The organism is Pseudonocardia sp. 73-21 (assembly GCF_001899645.1).
Classification (GTDB): domain Bacteria; phylum Actinomycetota; class Actinomycetes; order Mycobacteriales; family Pseudonocardiaceae; genus Pseudonocardia.
The window spans coordinates 42,146-59,351 of sequence record NZ_MKVV01000064.1; the positions used below are offsets into that span (position 1 = coordinate 42,146).

Annotated in this window: 14 protein-coding genes (1 of these 14 only partly in view); 11 read left to right on the plus strand and 3 right to left on the minus strand. The window is 72.8% G+C overall.

Annotated elements, in window-relative coordinates; all coding sequences use genetic code 11:
- On the minus strand, window positions 1-332 hold the 5' portion of the coding sequence (locus tag BGP03_RS21365; RefSeq protein ID WP_299737219.1) for an ABC transporter ATP-binding protein. It extends 610 nt beyond the left edge of the window; the window shows 332 of its 942 coding nt (coding positions 1-332); it begins with the start codon at window positions 330-332; the stop codon falls past the left edge of the window.
- Entirely contained in the window at window positions 332-1,378 is a 1,047-nt protein-coding gene (locus BGP03_RS21370; RefSeq protein WP_298799302.1) for an outer membrane lipoprotein carrier protein LolA, read from the minus strand. The genes BGP03_RS21365 and BGP03_RS21370 overlap by 1 nt, the downstream gene beginning before the upstream one ends.
- 64 nt (window positions 1,379-1,442) lie before the next feature.
- Between BGP03_RS21370 and BGP03_RS21375 the strand changes: the two genes are divergently transcribed.
- Together BGP03_RS21375 and BGP03_RS21380 are read left to right on the plus strand one after the other, a co-directional pair.
- Window positions 1,443-2,123, plus strand: coding sequence for a response regulator transcription factor (locus BGP03_RS21375; protein ID WP_296371422.1), 681 nt, complete (start codon window positions 1,443-1,445; stop codon window positions 2,121-2,123).
- Window positions 2,120-3,439 carry a HAMP domain-containing sensor histidine kinase gene (locus BGP03_RS21380; RefSeq protein WP_298799283.1) on the plus strand — a complete coding sequence of 440 codons (1,320 nt, stop codon included), beginning with the start codon at window positions 2,120-2,122 and terminating at the stop codon, window positions 3,437-3,439. Before BGP03_RS21375 ends, BGP03_RS21380 begins: the two co-directional genes overlap by 4 nt.
- A gap of 57 nt (window positions 3,440-3,496) precedes the next feature.
- Here BGP03_RS21380 and BGP03_RS21385 read toward each other — a convergent pair whose 3' ends face one another.
- Window positions 3,497-4,417 carry a pentapeptide repeat-containing protein gene (locus BGP03_RS21385; RefSeq protein ID WP_296371418.1) on the minus strand — a complete coding sequence of 307 codons (921 nt, stop codon included), beginning with the start codon at window positions 4,415-4,417 and terminating at the stop codon, window positions 3,497-3,499.
- 18 nt (window positions 4,418-4,435) lie between these two features.
- Between BGP03_RS21385 and BGP03_RS36020 the strand changes: the two genes are divergently transcribed.
- The 9 genes from BGP03_RS36020 to BGP03_RS21430 all read left to right on the plus strand — a co-directional run bounded on the left by BGP03_RS36020 (window position 4,436) and on the right by BGP03_RS21430 (window position 17,172).
- Window positions 4,436-5,284, plus strand: coding sequence for an NUDIX domain-containing protein (locus tag BGP03_RS36020; RefSeq protein ID WP_363094203.1), 849 nt, complete (start codon window positions 4,436-4,438; stop codon window positions 5,282-5,284).
- A gap of 338 nt (window positions 5,285-5,622) precedes the next feature.
- Entirely contained in the window at window positions 5,623-6,516 is an 894-nt protein-coding gene (locus BGP03_RS21395) for a DUF559 domain-containing protein (RefSeq protein ID WP_298799282.1), read from the plus strand.
- Window positions 6,517-7,348: 832 nt separating this feature from the next.
- Complete coding sequence (typA, locus tag BGP03_RS21400; protein WP_296371572.1) at window positions 7,349-9,229, plus strand: translational GTPase TypA; 1,881 nt, start codon at window positions 7,349-7,351, stop codon at window positions 9,227-9,229.
- Window positions 9,230-9,302: 73 nt separating this feature from the next.
- The gene (locus BGP03_RS21405; RefSeq protein WP_298799281.1) at window positions 9,303-11,066 is read left to right on the plus strand and encodes an ABC transporter family substrate-binding protein; all 1,764 of its coding nucleotides are present in this window, start codon (window positions 9,303-9,305) and stop codon (window positions 11,064-11,066) included.
- Between the two features lie 232 nt (window positions 11,067-11,298).
- Window positions 11,299-13,119, plus strand: coding sequence for an ABC transporter substrate-binding protein (locus BGP03_RS21410; protein ID WP_298799280.1), 1,821 nt, complete (start codon window positions 11,299-11,301; stop codon window positions 13,117-13,119).
- Between the two features lie 9 nt (window positions 13,120-13,128).
- The gene (locus tag BGP03_RS21415) at window positions 13,129-14,118 is read left to right on the plus strand and encodes an ABC transporter ATP-binding protein (protein WP_296371410.1); all 990 of its coding nucleotides are present in this window, start codon (window positions 13,129-13,131) and stop codon (window positions 14,116-14,118) included.
- Window positions 14,115-15,221: an oligopeptide/dipeptide ABC transporter ATP-binding protein gene (locus BGP03_RS21420; RefSeq protein ID WP_296371408.1), complete on the plus strand. Its 1,107-nt coding sequence runs from the start codon at window positions 14,115-14,117 to the stop codon at window positions 15,219-15,221. The genes BGP03_RS21415 and BGP03_RS21420 overlap by 4 nt, the downstream gene beginning before the upstream one ends.
- Complete coding sequence (locus tag BGP03_RS21425) at window positions 15,218-16,216, plus strand: ABC transporter permease (RefSeq protein WP_296371406.1); 999 nt, start codon at window positions 15,218-15,220, stop codon at window positions 16,214-16,216. Before BGP03_RS21420 ends, BGP03_RS21425 begins: the two co-directional genes overlap by 4 nt.
- Entirely contained in the window at window positions 16,213-17,172 is a 960-nt protein-coding gene (locus BGP03_RS21430) for an ABC transporter permease (protein ID WP_296371404.1), read from the plus strand. Before BGP03_RS21425 ends, BGP03_RS21430 begins: the two co-directional genes overlap by 4 nt.
- Window positions 17,173-17,206: the final 34 nt, after the last annotated feature.

Here is a 17,206-nt window from a genome sequence, read left to right on the forward strand (position 1 = left end):
CGCAGGTTCTCCCGGCCCGACAGGAACGAGTGGAACCCCGGGCCCTCCACCAGCGCCCCGACGTGGGGTAGGGCGTCCGCCGCGCCGTCGGGCATCGGGTGGCCCAGCAGCTCGGCCGTGCCCGCCGTGGGGCGGGTGAGGCCGAGCAGCATCCGGATCAGCGTGGTCTTGCCCGAGCCGTTGGGGCCGAGCATGCCCAGCACGGACCCGGCGGGGACGTCGAGGTCGATGCCGTCGACGGCGACGGTGTCGCCGAAGACCTTCCGCAGGCCGACGGCGCGGGCCGCCAGCGCCGTCGTGACCTGCGGTTCTTCGGTCAGTGCTGTGGTCACTACTTCGCCAGTGCCGCGGTGAGCACCTGCTCGGGCACCGCACCGATCGCGATGCGGCCGTCGTCGGTGATGATCGCGGCCGCGACGGCGGTGGTGATCAGCCGGCCGCTGCCCCAGGTGCCGCTGACGGGGGTGCCGAGCGACGAGAGGTCGAACGAGCCGCGCCTGGGGGCCGCCCCTGCGTCCTGCCGGGGCATGCTCGCCACGAGCACGGTGTCCCAGCCGTCGCCCACGACCGTCGGCTTCGTGGCGCCGGCGGGAGGGCCCTCGGGCTTCGCCGGCTTGGCCGTCTGGTCGGGCGTGGTCACGGTGGAGCCGGGCGGGGGCGTGAACGTGAACAGCGACGCGTCCTGCGGGCCGAACGTGATGTCGCTGAACCCGACCTGCAGCGCCGGGTCGGACGAGCCGTTGGCCAGCACCGCGAGCTGCAGCGGCATGCGGGTCTCCGAGTCGACGGCCACGCGCACCTCGCGCAGCAGCGTCCGCTCGGTGGGTGCCGGGGTCAGCACGAGGGCGTAGGCCGGGCGGCCGGCGACCTCGGCGGTGCCGTCGACGCTCACCACGCTGGTGGCGCGCAGCTTCGCGATGGCCTCGGTGGCCGCGGCGGCGGGGTCGGTGGCGGCCTTCTCCGGGGTGGTCGCGGGCCTGTTGCCCTCCGGCGCCTTCGTCACGGACTTGTCGGCGGAGTTCCAGGACCAGAACGTGGTGCCGTCGGCGACGAGCGTGCGCTCACCGGTGCCGGACGGCACCTGGGCGCGGGCCTTGCTCGTGCCGTCGGTCCAGATCCGGGCGGTGCTCGTGCCGTCGGCGGCCTGGGGGATGCCCGGCAGCGCGGGGAGGCCCAGGTTGTTGTCGAGCTCCACCGTGCCGTTCAGCGGGCCGGGATGCGCCGCCAACACGGAGCTGACGAGGTCCTCGGCGCTCACCGGGGGCAGCTGGGGTGCGGCACCGGCGCCGGCGGGTATCGCCAGCAGTCCGAGCCCCACGATTCCCGCCACTGCGATCCCGGCCGCCACTCTGCGTCCTGCCGTACCTGTTCGCGCCATGACCACAGCCTGACTCATCGCTGCTGAGAGTGTTCTGAGGTGAGGTCCCGGTACGTTTCCACTGATGGCACGCGTACTGGTGGTCGATGACGAGCCGGGCATCCGGACGGCGGTGGCGCGCGGCCTGACGGCGGAGGGCATGGAGGTCGTGGCCCTGCGCGACGGGCCGTCGGCGCTCGACGCCGCGCTCACCGGCAGCTTCGACGCGATCGTCCTCGACATCATCCTGCCCGGCCTGTCGGGCTACCGGGTGCTCGAACAGCTGCGCGCCGCGGGCGTCGACACGCCGGTGCTGCTCGTCTCGGCCAAGGACGGCGAGTTCGACCAGGCCGACGGCCTCGACCTCGGCGCCGACGGCTACCTCGTCAAACCGTTCGCCTTCGTGGTGCTCGTCGCCCAGCTCAAGGCCATGCTGCGCCGCCGCGACGCCACGCTGGGCCGCACGGGGCAGCGGGTGCGGCTGGGGTCGCTCATCGTCGACCCGGTGGCGCGGTCGGTGAGCTGGGAGGGCGAGTCGATCGAGCTGTCGCCGCGGGAGTTCGCGCTGCTGCACGCGCTGGCCAGCCGTCCCGACACCGCCGTCGGCAAGGACGACCTGCTGCGCATGGTCTGGGGCGACGAGCAGGCGGCCAGCCGCAACGTCGTCGAGGTCTACGTCGGGTACGTGCGGCGCAAGCTGGAGGCGGTCGGGGCCGGGCACGTGCTGAAGACGGTGCGCGGGTTCGGCTACATCGTCGGATCATGAGGTTCCGACGCTGGTGGGCGGCCCGCCCGCTGCGGTGGCGCATCACCTTCGCCGTCGGGGCCGTCGCGCTGGTGACGTTGCTGCTGCTCAGCCGGCTCGGCGCCGGGCTGCTCACCGGGGCCCTGCTCGGCGCGGCCGACGACGAGCTGCGCCAGCAGGCCGACGCCGCCGTCACCCAGCTCGTCGCGGGGGACGCGCCGAGGAACGTGCGGGCCCCGGGCCTGCGCGTCGTCGACACGGCGGGGGATCCGGTCGACGGCGGGCCCGCGCTGCCACTGGACGTCGGGCAGGTGCGGCAGCTCGCGGCCGGTCAGCCACTGATCGTCGGATCGTTCCGGGAGCTGCGGCGCGTGCTGGCGGAGCCCGCGGTGGCGAAGGACGGGTCGACGCGGCTCGTCGTCGTCACGGGGGACCTCGTGGGCGGCGCCACCCTGATCGCCCGGGCGGCCGCGGCGTTCGTGCTGGCGGCGGTGCTGGTCGCGGTGGTGGTCGCGGCCGCGGCCTGGGCGGCCACGCGTGCGGCCCTGCGCCCCGTCGACCGGATGCGGACGGCCGCCGCGCGCCTGCCCCCGGGGGAACGGCTGCCGGTGCCGGTGGCCCGCGACGAGGTGCGCGCGCTGGCCGAGGAGATCAACCTGCTGCTGGCGCGGCGGGACGAGGCCGTGTCCCGGTTGGAGCGGTTCACCGGCGACGCCGCGCACGAGCTGCGCTCCCCGGTGGCCGCCATCCGTGCGCAGGCGGAGGTGGCGGTGGCCCATCCCGATCCCGAGCTCACCGACGAGACTCTCCGGTCGGTCGCCGAGGAGGCCGCGCGGCTGACGACGCTGCTGTCGGACCTGCTCGCCCTCGCCCGGGCCGACGCCGGTCAGCGCGTCGCCGCCCGGCCCGTGGACCTCGTCGACGCCGTCCGTGCGGCGGTCGGGCGGGTGGTCGGCGGGCCCGCCACCGAGGTCGTCGCCCCTGGTCCCGCGTCGGTGGCGGCCACCCCCACGGAGGTGGCGCTCGTGCTCGACAACCTCGTCGGCAACGCGCGACGGCACGCCCGATCGCTGGTCAGGGTCGTGGTGCTGCCCGCGGGGCGCTGGGTGCGGCTGGTCGTCGAGGACGACGGTCCGGGCATCCCCCCGGGCGACCGGCTGCGCGTCTTCGACCGCTTCACGCGCCTCGATCCGGAGGGTGGGGGCGGCGCCGGGCTGGGTCTGGCACTGGTCGCGGCGCTGGTGCAGGGCCGTGGGGGGACGGTGGCGGCCGGGGCGACGGCCGCGGGCGGCGCGCGGCTGGAGGTGCGCTGGCCTGCGGCGACGTCCCCGTCCTGACGACCGCCCTGCCCATTCCGGTGCGGTGGCCCGCAGCGTGATCAGCGCACACGGCGATCACGGCCGCCTGGTCGGGGTGATCGGGAGGGTCGTGCGCCAGTGGGGTGGCGTGTCGAGCGTCGACGGGAGGCGGGTGGTGGGATCGCCGTGCGCCGCGTCGACCTGGAAGCGGGTCAGGAAGAGGGCTCCGGTCAGGTCCGCGCCGGCGAGGTCCGCACCCCGCAGGTCCGCGCCGATGAGGTCGGACCTGCGCAGGTCGGCGCCGGTGAGGTCCGCGCCGATCAGGGAGGCCCCGCGCAGGCTCGCGCCCCGCAGGTCGGCCCCGGAGAGGGTGCGGCCGGTGAGGTCGGCGCCCCGCAGGTCGGCGCCGCGCCGACCGGTACGCCGCCGCCGGCGCACCGACCTCGCAGCCCGTGTGGTGTCGTCGCAGCCCGCCGGCGCGCTGCGAGGTGGCCGGGGGGCTGCGAGGTCGGGGGCGCGCACCAGTTCGCTCGTGCGCAGGAGGAGGACGTTGACCTCGCCCCGGAGCGCGTTCACGTCGAGCGCCGCGAGCTCGTCGGGACTGCTGCGGGTGAGTCGCTCCACCCGCTGCCGCGCTCGTCCCAGATCGGCGTGGACGGGCTCGGCCTCGGCTCGGCCCAGCGCGTCGGCGAGGTACCAGAGCAGCTCGTGCAGCGGTCGCATCACGGCGAAGGAGTCGAACATCGGCTGCGCGATCGCGGGGTCGGAGCGCCAGTCACGCCCGCCGAACGTCACGCGGGTGACCTGCTGGCCGGCACCGAAGCAGTCGAACACGGTGCAGCCGGCGAACCCGCGCTCGCGCAGGTCGGCGTGGATGCCGCAGCGGAAGTCGGGCTGCAGGTTCGCGCACGGCTGCCCGGCCGGCTTGTCGACGGCGAAGTCGGACGAGGCCGCGAACGCCGGTGCCACGCAGCACAGGCCGGCGCAGCTGCCGCAGTCGGCGCGCAGATCGTCCACGGGTGGACGATAGGGCCCGTGCCGGTTCTGAGCTCGACCGTCCTCGTCGACGCCCCGCCCCGGACGGTCGCCGGGATCCTGCGTGACGCCCACATGGCCGCGGAGGCGCTCGCCCGGCTCGGCCACCGCTGGGGTGACGGGCCGCGACTGCTGTCGCCCGGCGACGAGGTCCGCGTGGTCGGGCGGGTGCTGCCGGGCCTGCGCGTTCCGGTGCGGACGGTGGTCGGGACGGTCTCGGCGTCGGGCATCACGTCGGCGTTGCGCGCAGGACCCCTGCCCGCGCTGCACCACGACGTCACCCTGACGCCGGACGGCGCGGGCACCCGCGTGCACGACGAGCTGCGCTGGACCTCGCCGCTCGGCCCGCTCGGGCGCCTCGCCGACGCCGCCGTGCTGCGCCGGGTCGGCGCCGACCTGCTCACGGCCCGCCGCGCCGTGCTGCTGGAGAGGGCGGTGGAGCTGATGGCCGGACCGGTGATCGTCGCGACCGCGCTGGTCCGCGACGGGCGACTCCTCATCGCGCAGCGCACCCGCCCGCCCGCGCTGGCGGGGATGTGGGAGCTGCCCGGTGGGCGCGTCGAGGTGGGGGAGTCCGAGGCCGACGCCGTCGCGCGCGAGTGCCGGGAGGAGCTGGGGATCGCGGTCCGGGCCACCGGGAGGCTCGGCACGGACCTGCCGATCGACGCCGCGGTCCTGCGTGTGCACACGGCGGAGCTCGACCCCGGTTCGCCGGAGCCGGTGGCGCTGGAGCACTCGGGCCTGCGCTGGGTCGGCCGTGCCGAGCTGGCCGGGGCGAACTGGGTCGCCGCCGACCGCGCGGTCCTCGCCGACCTGGAGGCGCTGCTCACCGTGCCCGTTCGCAGATAGCCGTGCGCGGATGGCCGTGCGCGGATGGCCGTGCGCGGATGGCCGTGCGCGGATAGCCGTGCGCGGATAACGGTGTTCCCGCACTGATATCCGCGCACGACCCCGGGGAGCCCGGCGTGATCACCGCCTCGGGACCGTCGACCGCCTGTGGGACGCCTCCCGGTCCCCGGGCGTCATCATGGGCCGGGTTCCCGTCCATGATCGGCGCCTCGGGGCCTGCAACCGGACGGCGTGCGGCTCCCCGTCCCGAAGCGGCGATCATGGGCCGGCCGCGTTCGCGATCGCAATCTCCTTGCGGCGGAACGGAACCCCGGCGGTGCGGGCGCCGTCCAAGCCGCATGTCCATCGACAGCATCCTCGTCCGGCAGGCCGGCGTGATCTCCCGCGAGCAGGCGCTCGCCGCGGGCCTCACCGCGGACACGATCGACCACCGCCTGCGCCTGCGCCGCTGGCGGCCGCTGCACCCCCGCGTCTACCTCGCCGCCGGCCATCGCCGCGACGACGAGGTGCGCGTGCGGGCCGCCCTGCTGTGGGCCGGTGACGGGGCCACCCTGTCGGGCACGGCCGCGGCGTGGTGGCAGGGCATGGCGGAGCGGGCCCCGGCCACCGTCGGGGTCACGGTGGGCCGGCACCGGCGGCCCCGTTCGCGGCCGGGGGTGGCGGTGCGCCGCCGGGAGCTGGCGGCGGAGGACGTCGCGGTGCACCGCGGCCTCGTGGTCACCGCGCCGCCGTTGACGGTGATCGAGTCGGCGGTCGAGCAGGGGGATCGCGGCAGCCTGCTGCTCGACCGGGCGCTGCAGCGGTGGGTGCGCTTCCCCGACGTCTACGAGGCGTACTGCCGCAACCTCGGATCACACGGCTCGGCGAGCGCCGGCCGGATGCTCGTGGCCGCCGCCGACCGCTCCGCGTCCGTGGCCGAGCGGCTGCTGGTCGCGATGCTCCGCGAGTCGGGGGCGGCCGGATGGCAGTGCGCGTTCCCGGCGGGCGGCCACCTCATCGACATCGCGTTCCCCGCCGCCCGCGTCGCGATCGAGGTGGACGGGTGGGCCTGGCACATGGACGCCGAACGCGCGGCCGCCGACAAGCGCCGCCAGAACGCGCTGGTGCGCCAGGGCTGGACGATCCTGCGCTACACGTGGCACGACCTCGTCGGACGACCCAAGGCGGTGCTGGCCGAGATCGCCCACGAGCTGGACCGGGCCCGGTCGGTGCAGGTCCGGCCCGGCGCGTGAGATGTCCGGGCGGTGATCACTGCCCGGGGACGGCGAACCGCGTGAGCCACGGCGGAGAGTCCCGCTCTGCCGATCACGGGAGCGCCGTCGGTTCGTGATCGGCGGTTCGGGACCGGCGACCGTCGGGGCGGCGGCTGCACGTCCCCCAACGGTGATCATGGAGCTCTGGCCGCACGGCAACCACCCCCGCCTCGGCCGGTCCGGCACTGCTGGCCGTCCACATTCACGCCCCGCCGCGCCCAGCTCGCCACACCGCGGCGCCCTCAACGCCGGTGACACCGCGCACGGAGACCCCGACTCGCGCGCATGGACGCCCCGACTCGCGCGCACGCAGACCCCGACTCGCGCGCACGCAGGGCCCGACTCGCGCGCACGCAGACCCCGACTCGCGCGCACGGAGACCCCGACTCGCGGGATGGCCTGTCTGCTCGCCGCCGCCGGCACCCGGAGGACGTGATCTCCACCACGTCTGCACCGGGCCCCGGACCCGGGGCGCCGACCTTCCGCGACCCGGCCCGGGCACCGTGCGAATGGGCCCCGTCCGCTCCCGCCGCCTCTCCGCGGCTCCGGATCCGACCGCCCGGCTCCCGATCGTGGCCGCTCGGCGTGGGGGTCCGGACGGATCGGTTCAGGGCCAGGCGCCACGAAGTGATCATGAACGGGACCTTGACGGCCACCCGGACATGGGCGTTCGATGCAAGTGCCGCGAAAGGGCGAGGGGCCTCCGCACGGGAGCCTCTGCTCACACCTGGGAATGAACGCCGGCACGCCCGGGCTATCCTGAGTTGTGAGCACAGCAACCACCCTCGCGGACCCCGCGGCCCAGTCCAGCGTGACCCGTGGGCCTGGCGCGCAGCTCCGCAACGTCGCCATCGTCGCCCACGTCGACCACGGCAAGACCACGCTCGTCGACGCCATGCTCCGCCAGTCCGGCGCCTTCGGTGAGCGCGCGGCCCTCGTCGACCGGGTCATGGACTCCGGTGACCTGGAGCGCGAGAAGGGCATCACGATCCTCGCCAAGCACACCGCGGTGAGCTGGCGCGGCATGACGCTCAACGTCGTCGACACCCCCGGCCACGCCGACTTCGGTGGCGAGGTCGAGCGCGGCCTGTCCATGGTCGACGGCGTCGTCCTCCTCGTCGACGCCAGCGAGGGCCCCCTGCCGCAGACGCGCTTCGTCCTCCGCAAGACCCTCATCGCCGGCCTGCCCGTCGTGCTGGTCGTCAACAAGACCGACCGCCCGGACGCCCGCATCGAGGAGGTCGTCGACCAGAGCCTCGAGCTGCTGCTGGAGCTGGCCGACGAGCTCGACATCGACGAGGCCATGACCTCGCGCCTGCTCGACCTCCCCGTCGTCTACGCGAGCGGTCGCGCCGGTCGCGCGTCACGCACGCGCCCCGCCGACGGCGAGCTGCCCGACGAGCCCGGCCTCGAGTCGCTGTTCGACGTCATCGCCGAGACGGTCCCGCCGCCCGCCGACGACGTGAACGCGCCGCTGCAGGCCCACGTCACCAACCTCGACGCCACCCCGTTCCTCGGCCGCCTCGCGCTGTGCCGGGTCCGGGCGGGCGTCATCCGCCGCGGCGAGTCGGTCGCGTGGATGCAGGACGGCGGCAAGGTCAGCCGCGTCAAGATCACCGAGCTGCTGCGCACCGAGGCGCTCACCCGCGTGCCGGCCGAGTCGGCCAGTGCGGGCGACCTCGTGGCCGTCGCCGGCATCCCGGACGTCACCATCGGCGACACCCTCGCCGACCCGGAGACCCCGGTGGCGCTGCCCCGCATCCACGTCGACGAGCCGGCCATCTCGGTCACCATCGGTATCAACACGAGCCCGCTCGTGGGCCGCGACACGCATCCGGGCACCAAGCTCACCGCCCGCCAGGTGAAGGGCCGCCTCGACAGCGAGCTCGTCGGCAACGTGTCGCTGCGCGTGCTGCCCACCGAGCGCCCCGACACCTGGGAGGTGCAGGGCCGTGGCGAGCTGGCCCTGGCCATCCTGGTGGAGCAGATGCGCCGTGAGGGCTTCGAGATGACCGTCGGCAAGCCCGAGGTCGTCACGAAGATCGTCGACGGCAAGAAGCAGGAGCCGTTCGAGCAGCTGTCGTGCGACGTGCCCACCGAGAGCCTCGGCGCGGTCACGCAGCTGGTGTCGGGCCGCAAGGGCGAGCTGATCCAGATGGTCCACGGCGACACCCGTGTGCGGCTGGACTACAAGGTGCCCTCGCGGGGCCTGATCGGCTTCCGCACGGAGTTCCTGACCATCACCCGCGGCGCGGGCATCGCCAGCCACGTGTTCGACGGCTACGGCCCGTGGGTCGGCGAGATCACCGACCGCCTGCGCGGCTCGCTCATCGCCGACCGCAGCGGCCCGGTCACCGGCTACGCGGTGGACGCGCTCGCCGACCGCGGCGTGCTGTTCGTCGGCCCGGGCACGGCGGTCTACGCCGGCATGGTCATCGGCGAGTACACGCGCAACGAGGACCTCGAGGTCAACATCGTGCGCGAGAAGAAGCTCACGAACATGCGCAAGTCCACCAGCGACGAGCTGGTGAAGCTGACGCCGCCCACGATCTTCACGCTCGAGCAGGCGATGGAGTTCTGCGCCGACGACGAGTGCGTCGAGGTCACGCCGGAGTCGGTGCGCATCCGCAAGGTCGAGCTCGACTCGCACCTCCGCGGCCGGATGCGTGCCCGGGCCAAGGCCTCCAGCTAGCCGGTCCCGCGGCGGGGGCGACCATGGCACCCGCCGCGGACCGCCGGTCCGCACCGCAGGACCGGAGGTGTGTGTGAGTCGCACGAGGACCGTGCTCCTGCTGTTACTGGCGGTCCTGCTCGCGGCCTGCAGCAACTCCCCGACGACGCCGCCACCGCCTCCACCGATCCCCACGCCGCAGAAGGAGCCGACGCAGCTCGTCGTCGGCGTCGACGCCATCCCCAGCGGGTTCAACCCGCACCTCATCGGCAACCAGTCGCCGCTCACCACGGCGCTCGCCACCCTCGTGCTGCCGTCGGTGTTCCGTCCCGACGCCCGGGGTGCGCTGCAGATCGACCCGACGATCGCCACGTCCGCCACGGTGTCGTCCACCGCCCCGTTCACGGTCACCTACGAGCTCAACCTCGAGGCGTCGTGGTCGGACAACGCGCCCATCGCGGCCGAGGACTTCGTCTACCTGTGGGAGCGCATGCGCGGCGACGTCGGCACCACCGACGCGGCGGGCTACCGGCTGATCACCGACATCAAGTCGCGGGCCGGGGGCAAGGCCGTCGACGTCGTGTTCTCCCACGCCTACCCGGGCTGGCAGCGGCTGTTCTCCGACCTGCTCCCCGCGCACCTGCTCAAGGACGCCCCCGGCTCCTGGACCGGCGCTCTCGCCGGCGGCCTGCCGACGTCGGGCGGGCCGTTCAAGGTGATCGGGGTCGACCGTGCCCGCGGTCAGGTCCAGCTCGCCCGCAACGACGCCTACTGGGCCACGCCCGCCGTGCTCGACCAGCTGGAGTTCCGCCGCCTCGACGCCGCGGGCATGGTGGCCGGGCTGTCCTCGGGTGACATCGCCATCGCGCTGCCGGAGGCCGACCAGGCCGTGCGCACGGCGCTGGGCGGACTCAGCCCGGCCCCGCACGTCCAGATCGCGCCGCAGCCCGTCGTCACGCAGCTCGGGCTGCGGGGCGACAGCGGCCCGATGGCGGACCCCCGGGTCCGCCAGGCCATGGGCGCGATCATCGACCGGGACGCCGTCCGGGCCGCCGTCGCGCCGGAGGCCCTGCCCGCCGACGCCTTCGGCCTGGCTCCCTCGGAGCCCGGCTACGCGTCGACGGCCCCCGCCGGAGCGCCCGCCCGCCCCGACCCGGCGTACGCGGCGCGGCAGCTGACGGCGGCCGGATGGGCGCGCAACGCCGTCACCGGCCGCTGGGACCTCCCGGGCGGCCGCCCCTCCCAGCTCGTGATCGGTGCCGCCGCGGAACGGCCGGAGGACCAGCAGGTGGCGCAGGTCGTCGCCAAGCAGCTGGCGGCCGCCGGCATCGCCGCGACGGTGGTGGCCCCTACGGCCACGGACCTGTTCGGGCTGGTCACCGTGCCTCCCACGCCACCGAGCCCGTCGCCCACCCCGTCGGCGACGCCGACCCCCACCCCCGGTCCCACGAGGTCGGCGGCCCCCACCACCACCTCCACATCGGGTGGGGGCGTGCGCGTCGACATGATGGTCCTGCCGCGCAACGTCGGCGGCGACCTCGGCACCGAGCTCTCGTCGGACTACGGCTGCCCGCAGCCGACGGCGCTGGTACCGGCGCCCCCGCGCTCGCCCACCGGGTTCTGCTCGCCCGCCCTGCAGCCCCTGTTCGACGAGCTGACCTCGGCGAACCCGCGGCCGGACCTGGCCGGCACCGTCGAACGCCTGCTCTGGCAGCAGATGCCGGCGTTGCCGCTGTTCCAGCCGGTGACGCTGGTGGTCAGTACGGCGGCCGCCGACGCGGCGACGAACGTCGGGCCCGGCCCGCTGGAGAGCGGACCGTTGACCGGGGCGGAGGACTGGCGCCCGTCAACCGGTTGACGGCATACTCCCGACGGCACTTAGTTACCGATAGGTAATCACGTGGATCCGGTGTGTTCGGTTCCGGTCACCCTTTGGTCACGATGAGGGGGGCGCCGGTGACGGTCGCGCAACCGGTTTCTACGGTGCCGAAGGGTCGATGCACCCGTTCGTCGACATGGGCGGCGGCATCGTCCCGTGACGACACGGACATCCGACCGGGACTGTCCAGCGGAGAGAGGTCAGGAAATCCATGAGGAGAACGAGAGCCGCGTCGCTGATCGCGATCGGGGCTGCGGCCGCGGTCGTGCTGGCGGCGTGCGGCACGGCGGCCGACAACGGTGGCACGGGTGGCGCGGGTTCTGACGCCCAGCGCAACGGCACCGCCGAGGGGGCCGTCAAGGGCGGCACGCTCAACATGCTGGGCGCGGGCGACGTCGACTACATGGACCCCAACATCACCTACTACTCGGTGGGTTACCAGGTGGCGCGCATGTACAGCCGCCAGCTGTTCACCAACCCGGCCGACCCGGCCACCAACCGCACCGCGGTGCCGGACCTCGCCGAGTCGATCCCGACCACCGACAACGGCGGCATCAGCGCCGACGGCAAGACGTGGACCGTGAAGATCAAGCAGGGCACGATGTGGAACTCCACGCCGCCCCGCCCGGTCACCGCGGCCGACGAGGTCATCGGCGTCAAGCGCACCTGCAACCCCGTGCAGCCCTTCGGTGGCCTGCCTGACTTCCAGAACCTGTTCGTCGGGTTCAAGGCGTTCTGCGACGGCTTCGCGAAGATCGGCCAGGACGCCGCCGCGATGAAGGCCTACATCCAGAACACCCCGCTCGCCGGCGTCACCGCGAAGGACGACAGCACCGTCGTCTTCACGCTGAACCAGCCCGCGCCCTACCTCGCGGAGATGCTGACGCTGCCGGCCCTCGGCCCGGCCCCCGTCGAGTACCTCGACTCGGTGCCCGGTAGCACCGACCTGGGCAAGAAGCTCATCGCGAACGGCCCGTACAAGGTCGACAGCTACGACCCGACGAAGCGCATCGAGCTCTCGCGCAACCCGTCCTGGAACGCCTCCACCGACACGGTGCGCGGCGCGTTCGTCGACAAGATCGTCATCGACGAGACCCAGTCGCAGGAGTCGGTGCAGCAGCAGCTGCAGACCAACACGCCCAGCGCCGACATGCAGTTCGACGTGGCCACGCCGGCATCGCAGATCCCGCAGCTGCAGGCGGCCAACGACCCGAACCTCACCCTCGGTTCGACGGCGTCGAGCAACCCGTACGTGATCTTCAACTTCAAGTCGCCCAACAACGGCTCGGCGCTGGCCAAGCCCGAGGTCCGGCAGGCCCTGGCCTACGGGATCAACCGCGACAACATCATCCAGGTGCAGGGCGGCCCGGCGGTCTCGCCGCCGCTGACCCACATCCTGCCGCCGAGCCTCGCCGGCTCGAAGGACAGCAACCCCTACCCGTACGACGCCGCCAAGGCCAAGCAGATGCTGGCCGCCGCCGGGTTCCCGAACGGGTTGACGCTGAAGTTCCTGTACCGCAACGCGTCGGAGGCCAGCTCCAAGACCTTCGCCACGATCCAGCAGGACCTGAGCAAGATCGGTGTCAAGGTCGAGGGCGTGCCCTCGCCGAACGCGGACTTCTACACGAAGTACCTGCAGGTGCCCGACGTGGCGTCCCGCGGCGTGTGGGACCTCTCGCTCGCGGGCTGGGGTGCTGACTGGTTCGGCAACGGTGGCGCGATCTCGTTCTTCAGCCCGCTGTTCTCGGGTCAGCCGTCGTTCCCGCCGGTCGGCAGCAACTACGGCTACTACAACAGCGCCGAGGCCAACGGTCTGCTGACGCAGGCGCTGGCGGCCACGGACGTCGCGAAGCAGAACGACCTCTTCGGCCAGCTCGACGAGCTGATCACCAAGGACGTCGCCATCTTCCCGATCACCAACCCGAACTGGCCGACGTATCGCGCGACCCAGGTGCACAACGCCGTCTACATGGACTCGCTGCAGAACTTCGACCCGACCAACGTCTGGCTCGACGCGGACAAGAACGGCTGATCCATTCACATGCCACTCCTCGAAGTGGATGATCTGCACGTCTCGTTCGGTACCCCGGACGGCGTCGTGCGTGCGGTGCGGGGCGTGTCGTTCTCGGTTGACCGGGGACGCACGCTCGGCATCGTCGGGGAGTCCGGGTCCGGCAAGTCGGTCGCGACCCAGACCATCGTCGGCCTGACCCGAGGCGCCCGCGTCTCGGGTCGGGCGACCCTCGACGGGGAGAACCTCCTCGGGGCCGACCCCGACACGCTGCGCCGTATCCGTGGGGCCAAGATCGGCATGATCTTCCAGGACCCCCTCTCCAGCCTCCACCCCTACTACAAGGTCGGGTGGCAGATCGTCGAGATGATCCGCGCGCACGAGCGCGGCACCTCGAAGTCCGCCGCCCGGCAGCGGGCGGTCGACCTGCTGGACGCGGTGGGGATCCCCAGCCCGCGTACGCGGATCGACAACTACCCGCACGAGTTCTCCGGCGGCATGCGCCAGCGCGTCATGATCGCGATGGCGATGGCCCTGAACCCCGCGGTCCTCGTGGCCGACGAGCCCACCACCGCCCTGGACGTCACGGTCCAGGCCCAGGTGCTCGACGTGATGCGCGACCTGCAACGCGAGTTCGGCACCGCCATCATCCTCATCACCCACGACCTGGGCGTGGTCGCCGACATGGCCGACGAGGTCGTCGTGATGTACGGCGGGCAGGTGATGGAACGGGCCGAGCGCCGGGACCTGTTCTACCGCCACCACCACCCCTACACCGAGGGTCTGCTCAACTCACTGCCCACCTCGGGCCGGCGCGGCAAGCTCACCCCCATCGCGGGCACGCCTCCCAGCATGATCACCCCGCCTCCGGGCTGCCCGTTCGAACCGCGCTGCGTGCACGCGATGGACCGCTGCCGCGAGAAGCCCCCGACCGTCGAGATCCCGGGCGGCGGCCCCCACACCTCGGCCTGCTGGCTGCCGGTGGAGCGGGCGCAGCGCACGAAGGCAGAGGCGTCGTGACTACTACCGAACACAACGCGGTGGCCCCCCTGCTCGAGGTCACCGACGTCCGCAAGCACTTCCCGATCGGCCGTCGCCCGCTGTTCGGCGGCCCCCAGCCGGTGCTCAAGGCCGTCGACGGCGTGAGCCTGCAGGTCCGCCCCGGCGAGACGCTGGGCCTGGTCGGCGAGACGGGGTGCGGCAAGTCCACCCTGGCCCGCTGCATGGTCCGGCTCTACGACCTGACCTCGGGCACCGTGAACTTCAACGGCAGCGACATCAGCACGCTCTCGCGCGGTGAGCTGCGGCCGCTGCGGCGCGAGATGCAGGTGATGTTCCAGGACCCGTACGGCTCGCTGAACCCGCGCCGCCGGGTCGGGTCCATCATCGGCGACCCGTTCGCGATCCACGGCGTGGCCGAGGGCGACGAGCGCAAGCGCAAGGTGCAGGACCTGATGGAGCTGGTCGGGCTCAACCCCGAGCACTACAACCGGTTCCCGGCCGAGTTCTCCGGCGGCCAGCGCCAGCGCATTGGCATCGCCCGCGCCCTGGCGCTCAACCCGAAGCTCGTGGTCTGCGACGAGCCCGTGTCGGCGCTCGACGTGTCGATCCAGGCGCAGGTGATCAACCTGCTGGCCGAGCTGCAGGAACGGCTCGACCTCACCTACGTGTTCATCTCCCACGACCTGTCCGTGGTGCGCCACGTCAGCGACCGGATCGCGGTGATGTACCTCGGGAAGATCGTGGAGATCGCGGGGGTCGACGACCTCCACGACCACACGCGCCACCCGTACACGCAGGCCCTGCTCTCGGCCGTGCCCTCGGCCGACCCGGACGCCGTGGCGGCCCGGGAGCGCATCGTGCTCACCGGTGACCTCCCGTCGCCGGCGAACCCGCCCACCGGCTGCCGGTTCCACCCGCGCTGCCCGAAGGCCCAGCAGATCTGCGTCACCGACGACCCGGAGCTGGTGTCCCGCCTCGGCGACGACGCCGTGCACCAGGTGGCGTGCCACTTCCCGCTGGCCGACGGCGAGCTGCTCACCGCGTCGAGACCGGCGATCGCCGACATCGACCCGGACCTGAGCTTCGACGCCTCCGCCGCGGAGAAGGGAACGTCCGCATGACCACCGATCTCGCCAAGCACGACCCCGCGGCTCCCGAGCCCATCGTGCCGGACGCCCTCGAGCTCGAGGGCGAGTCGCGCATCGAGGGTCGTACGCCGCTGCAGCTGGCGTGGGCGAAGCTGCGCCGGGACAAGGTGGCGATGGTGTCCCTCGTCGTCATCGCGATCATCATCATCCTGGCCCTGGCGGCCCCGCTCGTGGCGTCGCTCGTCGGGCACGGCCCCGACGACCAGTACCGGCAGGCGGGCCTCACCCCGGCCGGGCTGCCGAAGCCGCCCACCGGCCAGTTCATCATGGGCACCGACGACCTGGGCCGCGACCTGTTCGTCCGGATCATCTACGGCAGCCGCATCTCGCTGCTGGTCGGCGTGCTGTCCACGCTCATCGCGGTGGCCGTCGGCGTCGTCATCGGCATCGTCGCCGGCTACTTCGGCGGCATCGTCGACACGGTCCTCGCCCGCCTGATCGACACGGTGCTCTCGATCCCGTTCCTGCTCGCGGCGATCGCGATCGTGTCGATCTCCGGCCCCAGCCTGACGGTGACGGTCATCGTCATCGCGTTCTTCAGCTGGTCGTCGGTGGCGCGCATCGTGCGCGGTCAGGTGCTCTCGATCCGGGAGCGCGAGTACGTCGAAGCGGCCCGCTCCCTGGGTGCCAGCGACCGGCGGATCATGTTCGTCGACATCCTGCCGAACGTCCTCGCGCCGGTGATCGTCTACACGACGCTGCTCATCCCGATCTCGATCGTGTCCGAGGCGACGCTGTCGTTCCTCGGGCTCGGGGTGCCGCCGCCCACGGCCACGTGGGGCGGGATGCTGGACGGGTCGCTGAACTACTACCGGGTGGCCTACTGGTACCTGCTGTTCCCCGGCCTGGCGCTGCTGATCACCACGCTGGCGTTCAACCTGTTCGGTGACGGCGTGCGCGACGCGTTCGACCCCCGCTCGGACCGGCTCTTCGCCACCGAGTCGGAGACGGAGGACGAGAAGAAGTGATCCGTTTCCTCGTCCGCCGGGTGCTCCAGGGCCTCCTGGTCATCTGGTTCATCACGCTGATCCTGTTCGCCACGTTCTACATCGCGCCCAGCAACGTCGCCCAGACGCTCGGTGGCCGCCAGGCCACCCCGCAGACGATCGCGCTGATCAACCAGCGGCTCGGGCTGGACCGGCCGCTCTACGAGCAGTACCTGAGCTTCGTGGGCAACGCCCTGCGCGGCGACCTCGGGTACGACTACTACAAGCAGATCCCGGTCACCCAGGTGATCGCCGAGGCGCTGCCCAAGACGCTGTCCATCGCGATCGGGGCGGCGATCATCTGGCTGATCATCGGCGTCACGAACGGTGTGCTCTCCGCGACGCGTCCCCGGTCGTTCCTCGACCGCGGCCTCACGGTGTTCGCGCTGTTCTTCTACTCGATGCCGACGTTCCTGCTCGGTCTGCTGCTGCTGTTCTTCCTGTACTTCCAGCTCACCCTGGCGGGGGTCAAGATATTCCCGGCGGGCGGGTTCGTGCCGTTCTCGGCGAGCCCGGGCCAGTGGCTGCTCCACATGATCCTTCCGTGGATCACCGTGGCGCTGGTGTCCGCCGCCGCCTACACGCGGCTCACGCGGACCTCGATGCTGGAGGTGCTCGGCGAGGACTACATCCGCACCGCGCGGTCCAAGGGCCTCTCGGAGCGGCGCGTGGTGCTCCGCCACGGCCTGCGCAGCGGGTTGACGCCGGTCGTCACGCAGTTCGGCATCGACGTCGCCGGCCTCGTCGGCGGTGTCATCGTCACCGAGCAGGTCTTCTCGATCGACGGGCTCGGCCGCACGTCGGTCACGGCGATCACGCAGCAGGACCAGCCGGTGATCATCGGCATCGCCCTGCTGGGCACGGTCGCGGTGGTGGTGGCCAACATCCTGGTCGACATCGCCTACGCGTTCCTCGACCCGCGGGTGCGCCTGAACTGACGTCCCGTGACGATCGTCGACGGCCCGGTCGCAC

Bases quoted from the DNA above. Each gene is read 5' to 3' on its own strand.
- BGP03_RS21425 (WP_296371406.1), top strand. From the start codon at position 15,218: ATGACCACCGATCTCGCCAAGCACGACCCCGCGGCTCCCGAGCCCATC.
- BGP03_RS21395 (WP_298799282.1), top strand. From the start codon at position 5,623: ATGTCCATCGACAGCATCCTCGTCCGGCAGGCCGGCGTGATCTCCCGC.
- BGP03_RS21415 (WP_296371410.1), top strand. From the start codon at position 13,129: ATGCCACTCCTCGAAGTGGATGATCTGCACGTCTCGTTCGGTACCCCG.
- BGP03_RS21375 (WP_296371422.1), top strand. From the start codon at position 1,443: ATGGCACGCGTACTGGTGGTCGATGACGAGCCGGGCATCCGGACGGCG.
- BGP03_RS21380 (WP_298799283.1), top strand. From the start codon at position 2,120: ATGAGGTTCCGACGCTGGTGGGCGGCCCGCCCGCTGCGGTGGCGCATC.
- BGP03_RS21410 (WP_298799280.1), top strand. From the start codon at position 11,299: ATGAGGAGAACGAGAGCCGCGTCGCTGATCGCGATCGGGGCTGCGGCC.
- BGP03_RS21370 (WP_298799302.1), bottom strand. From the start codon at position 1,378: ATGGCGCGAACAGGTACGGCAGGACGCAGAGTGGCGGCCGGGATCGCA.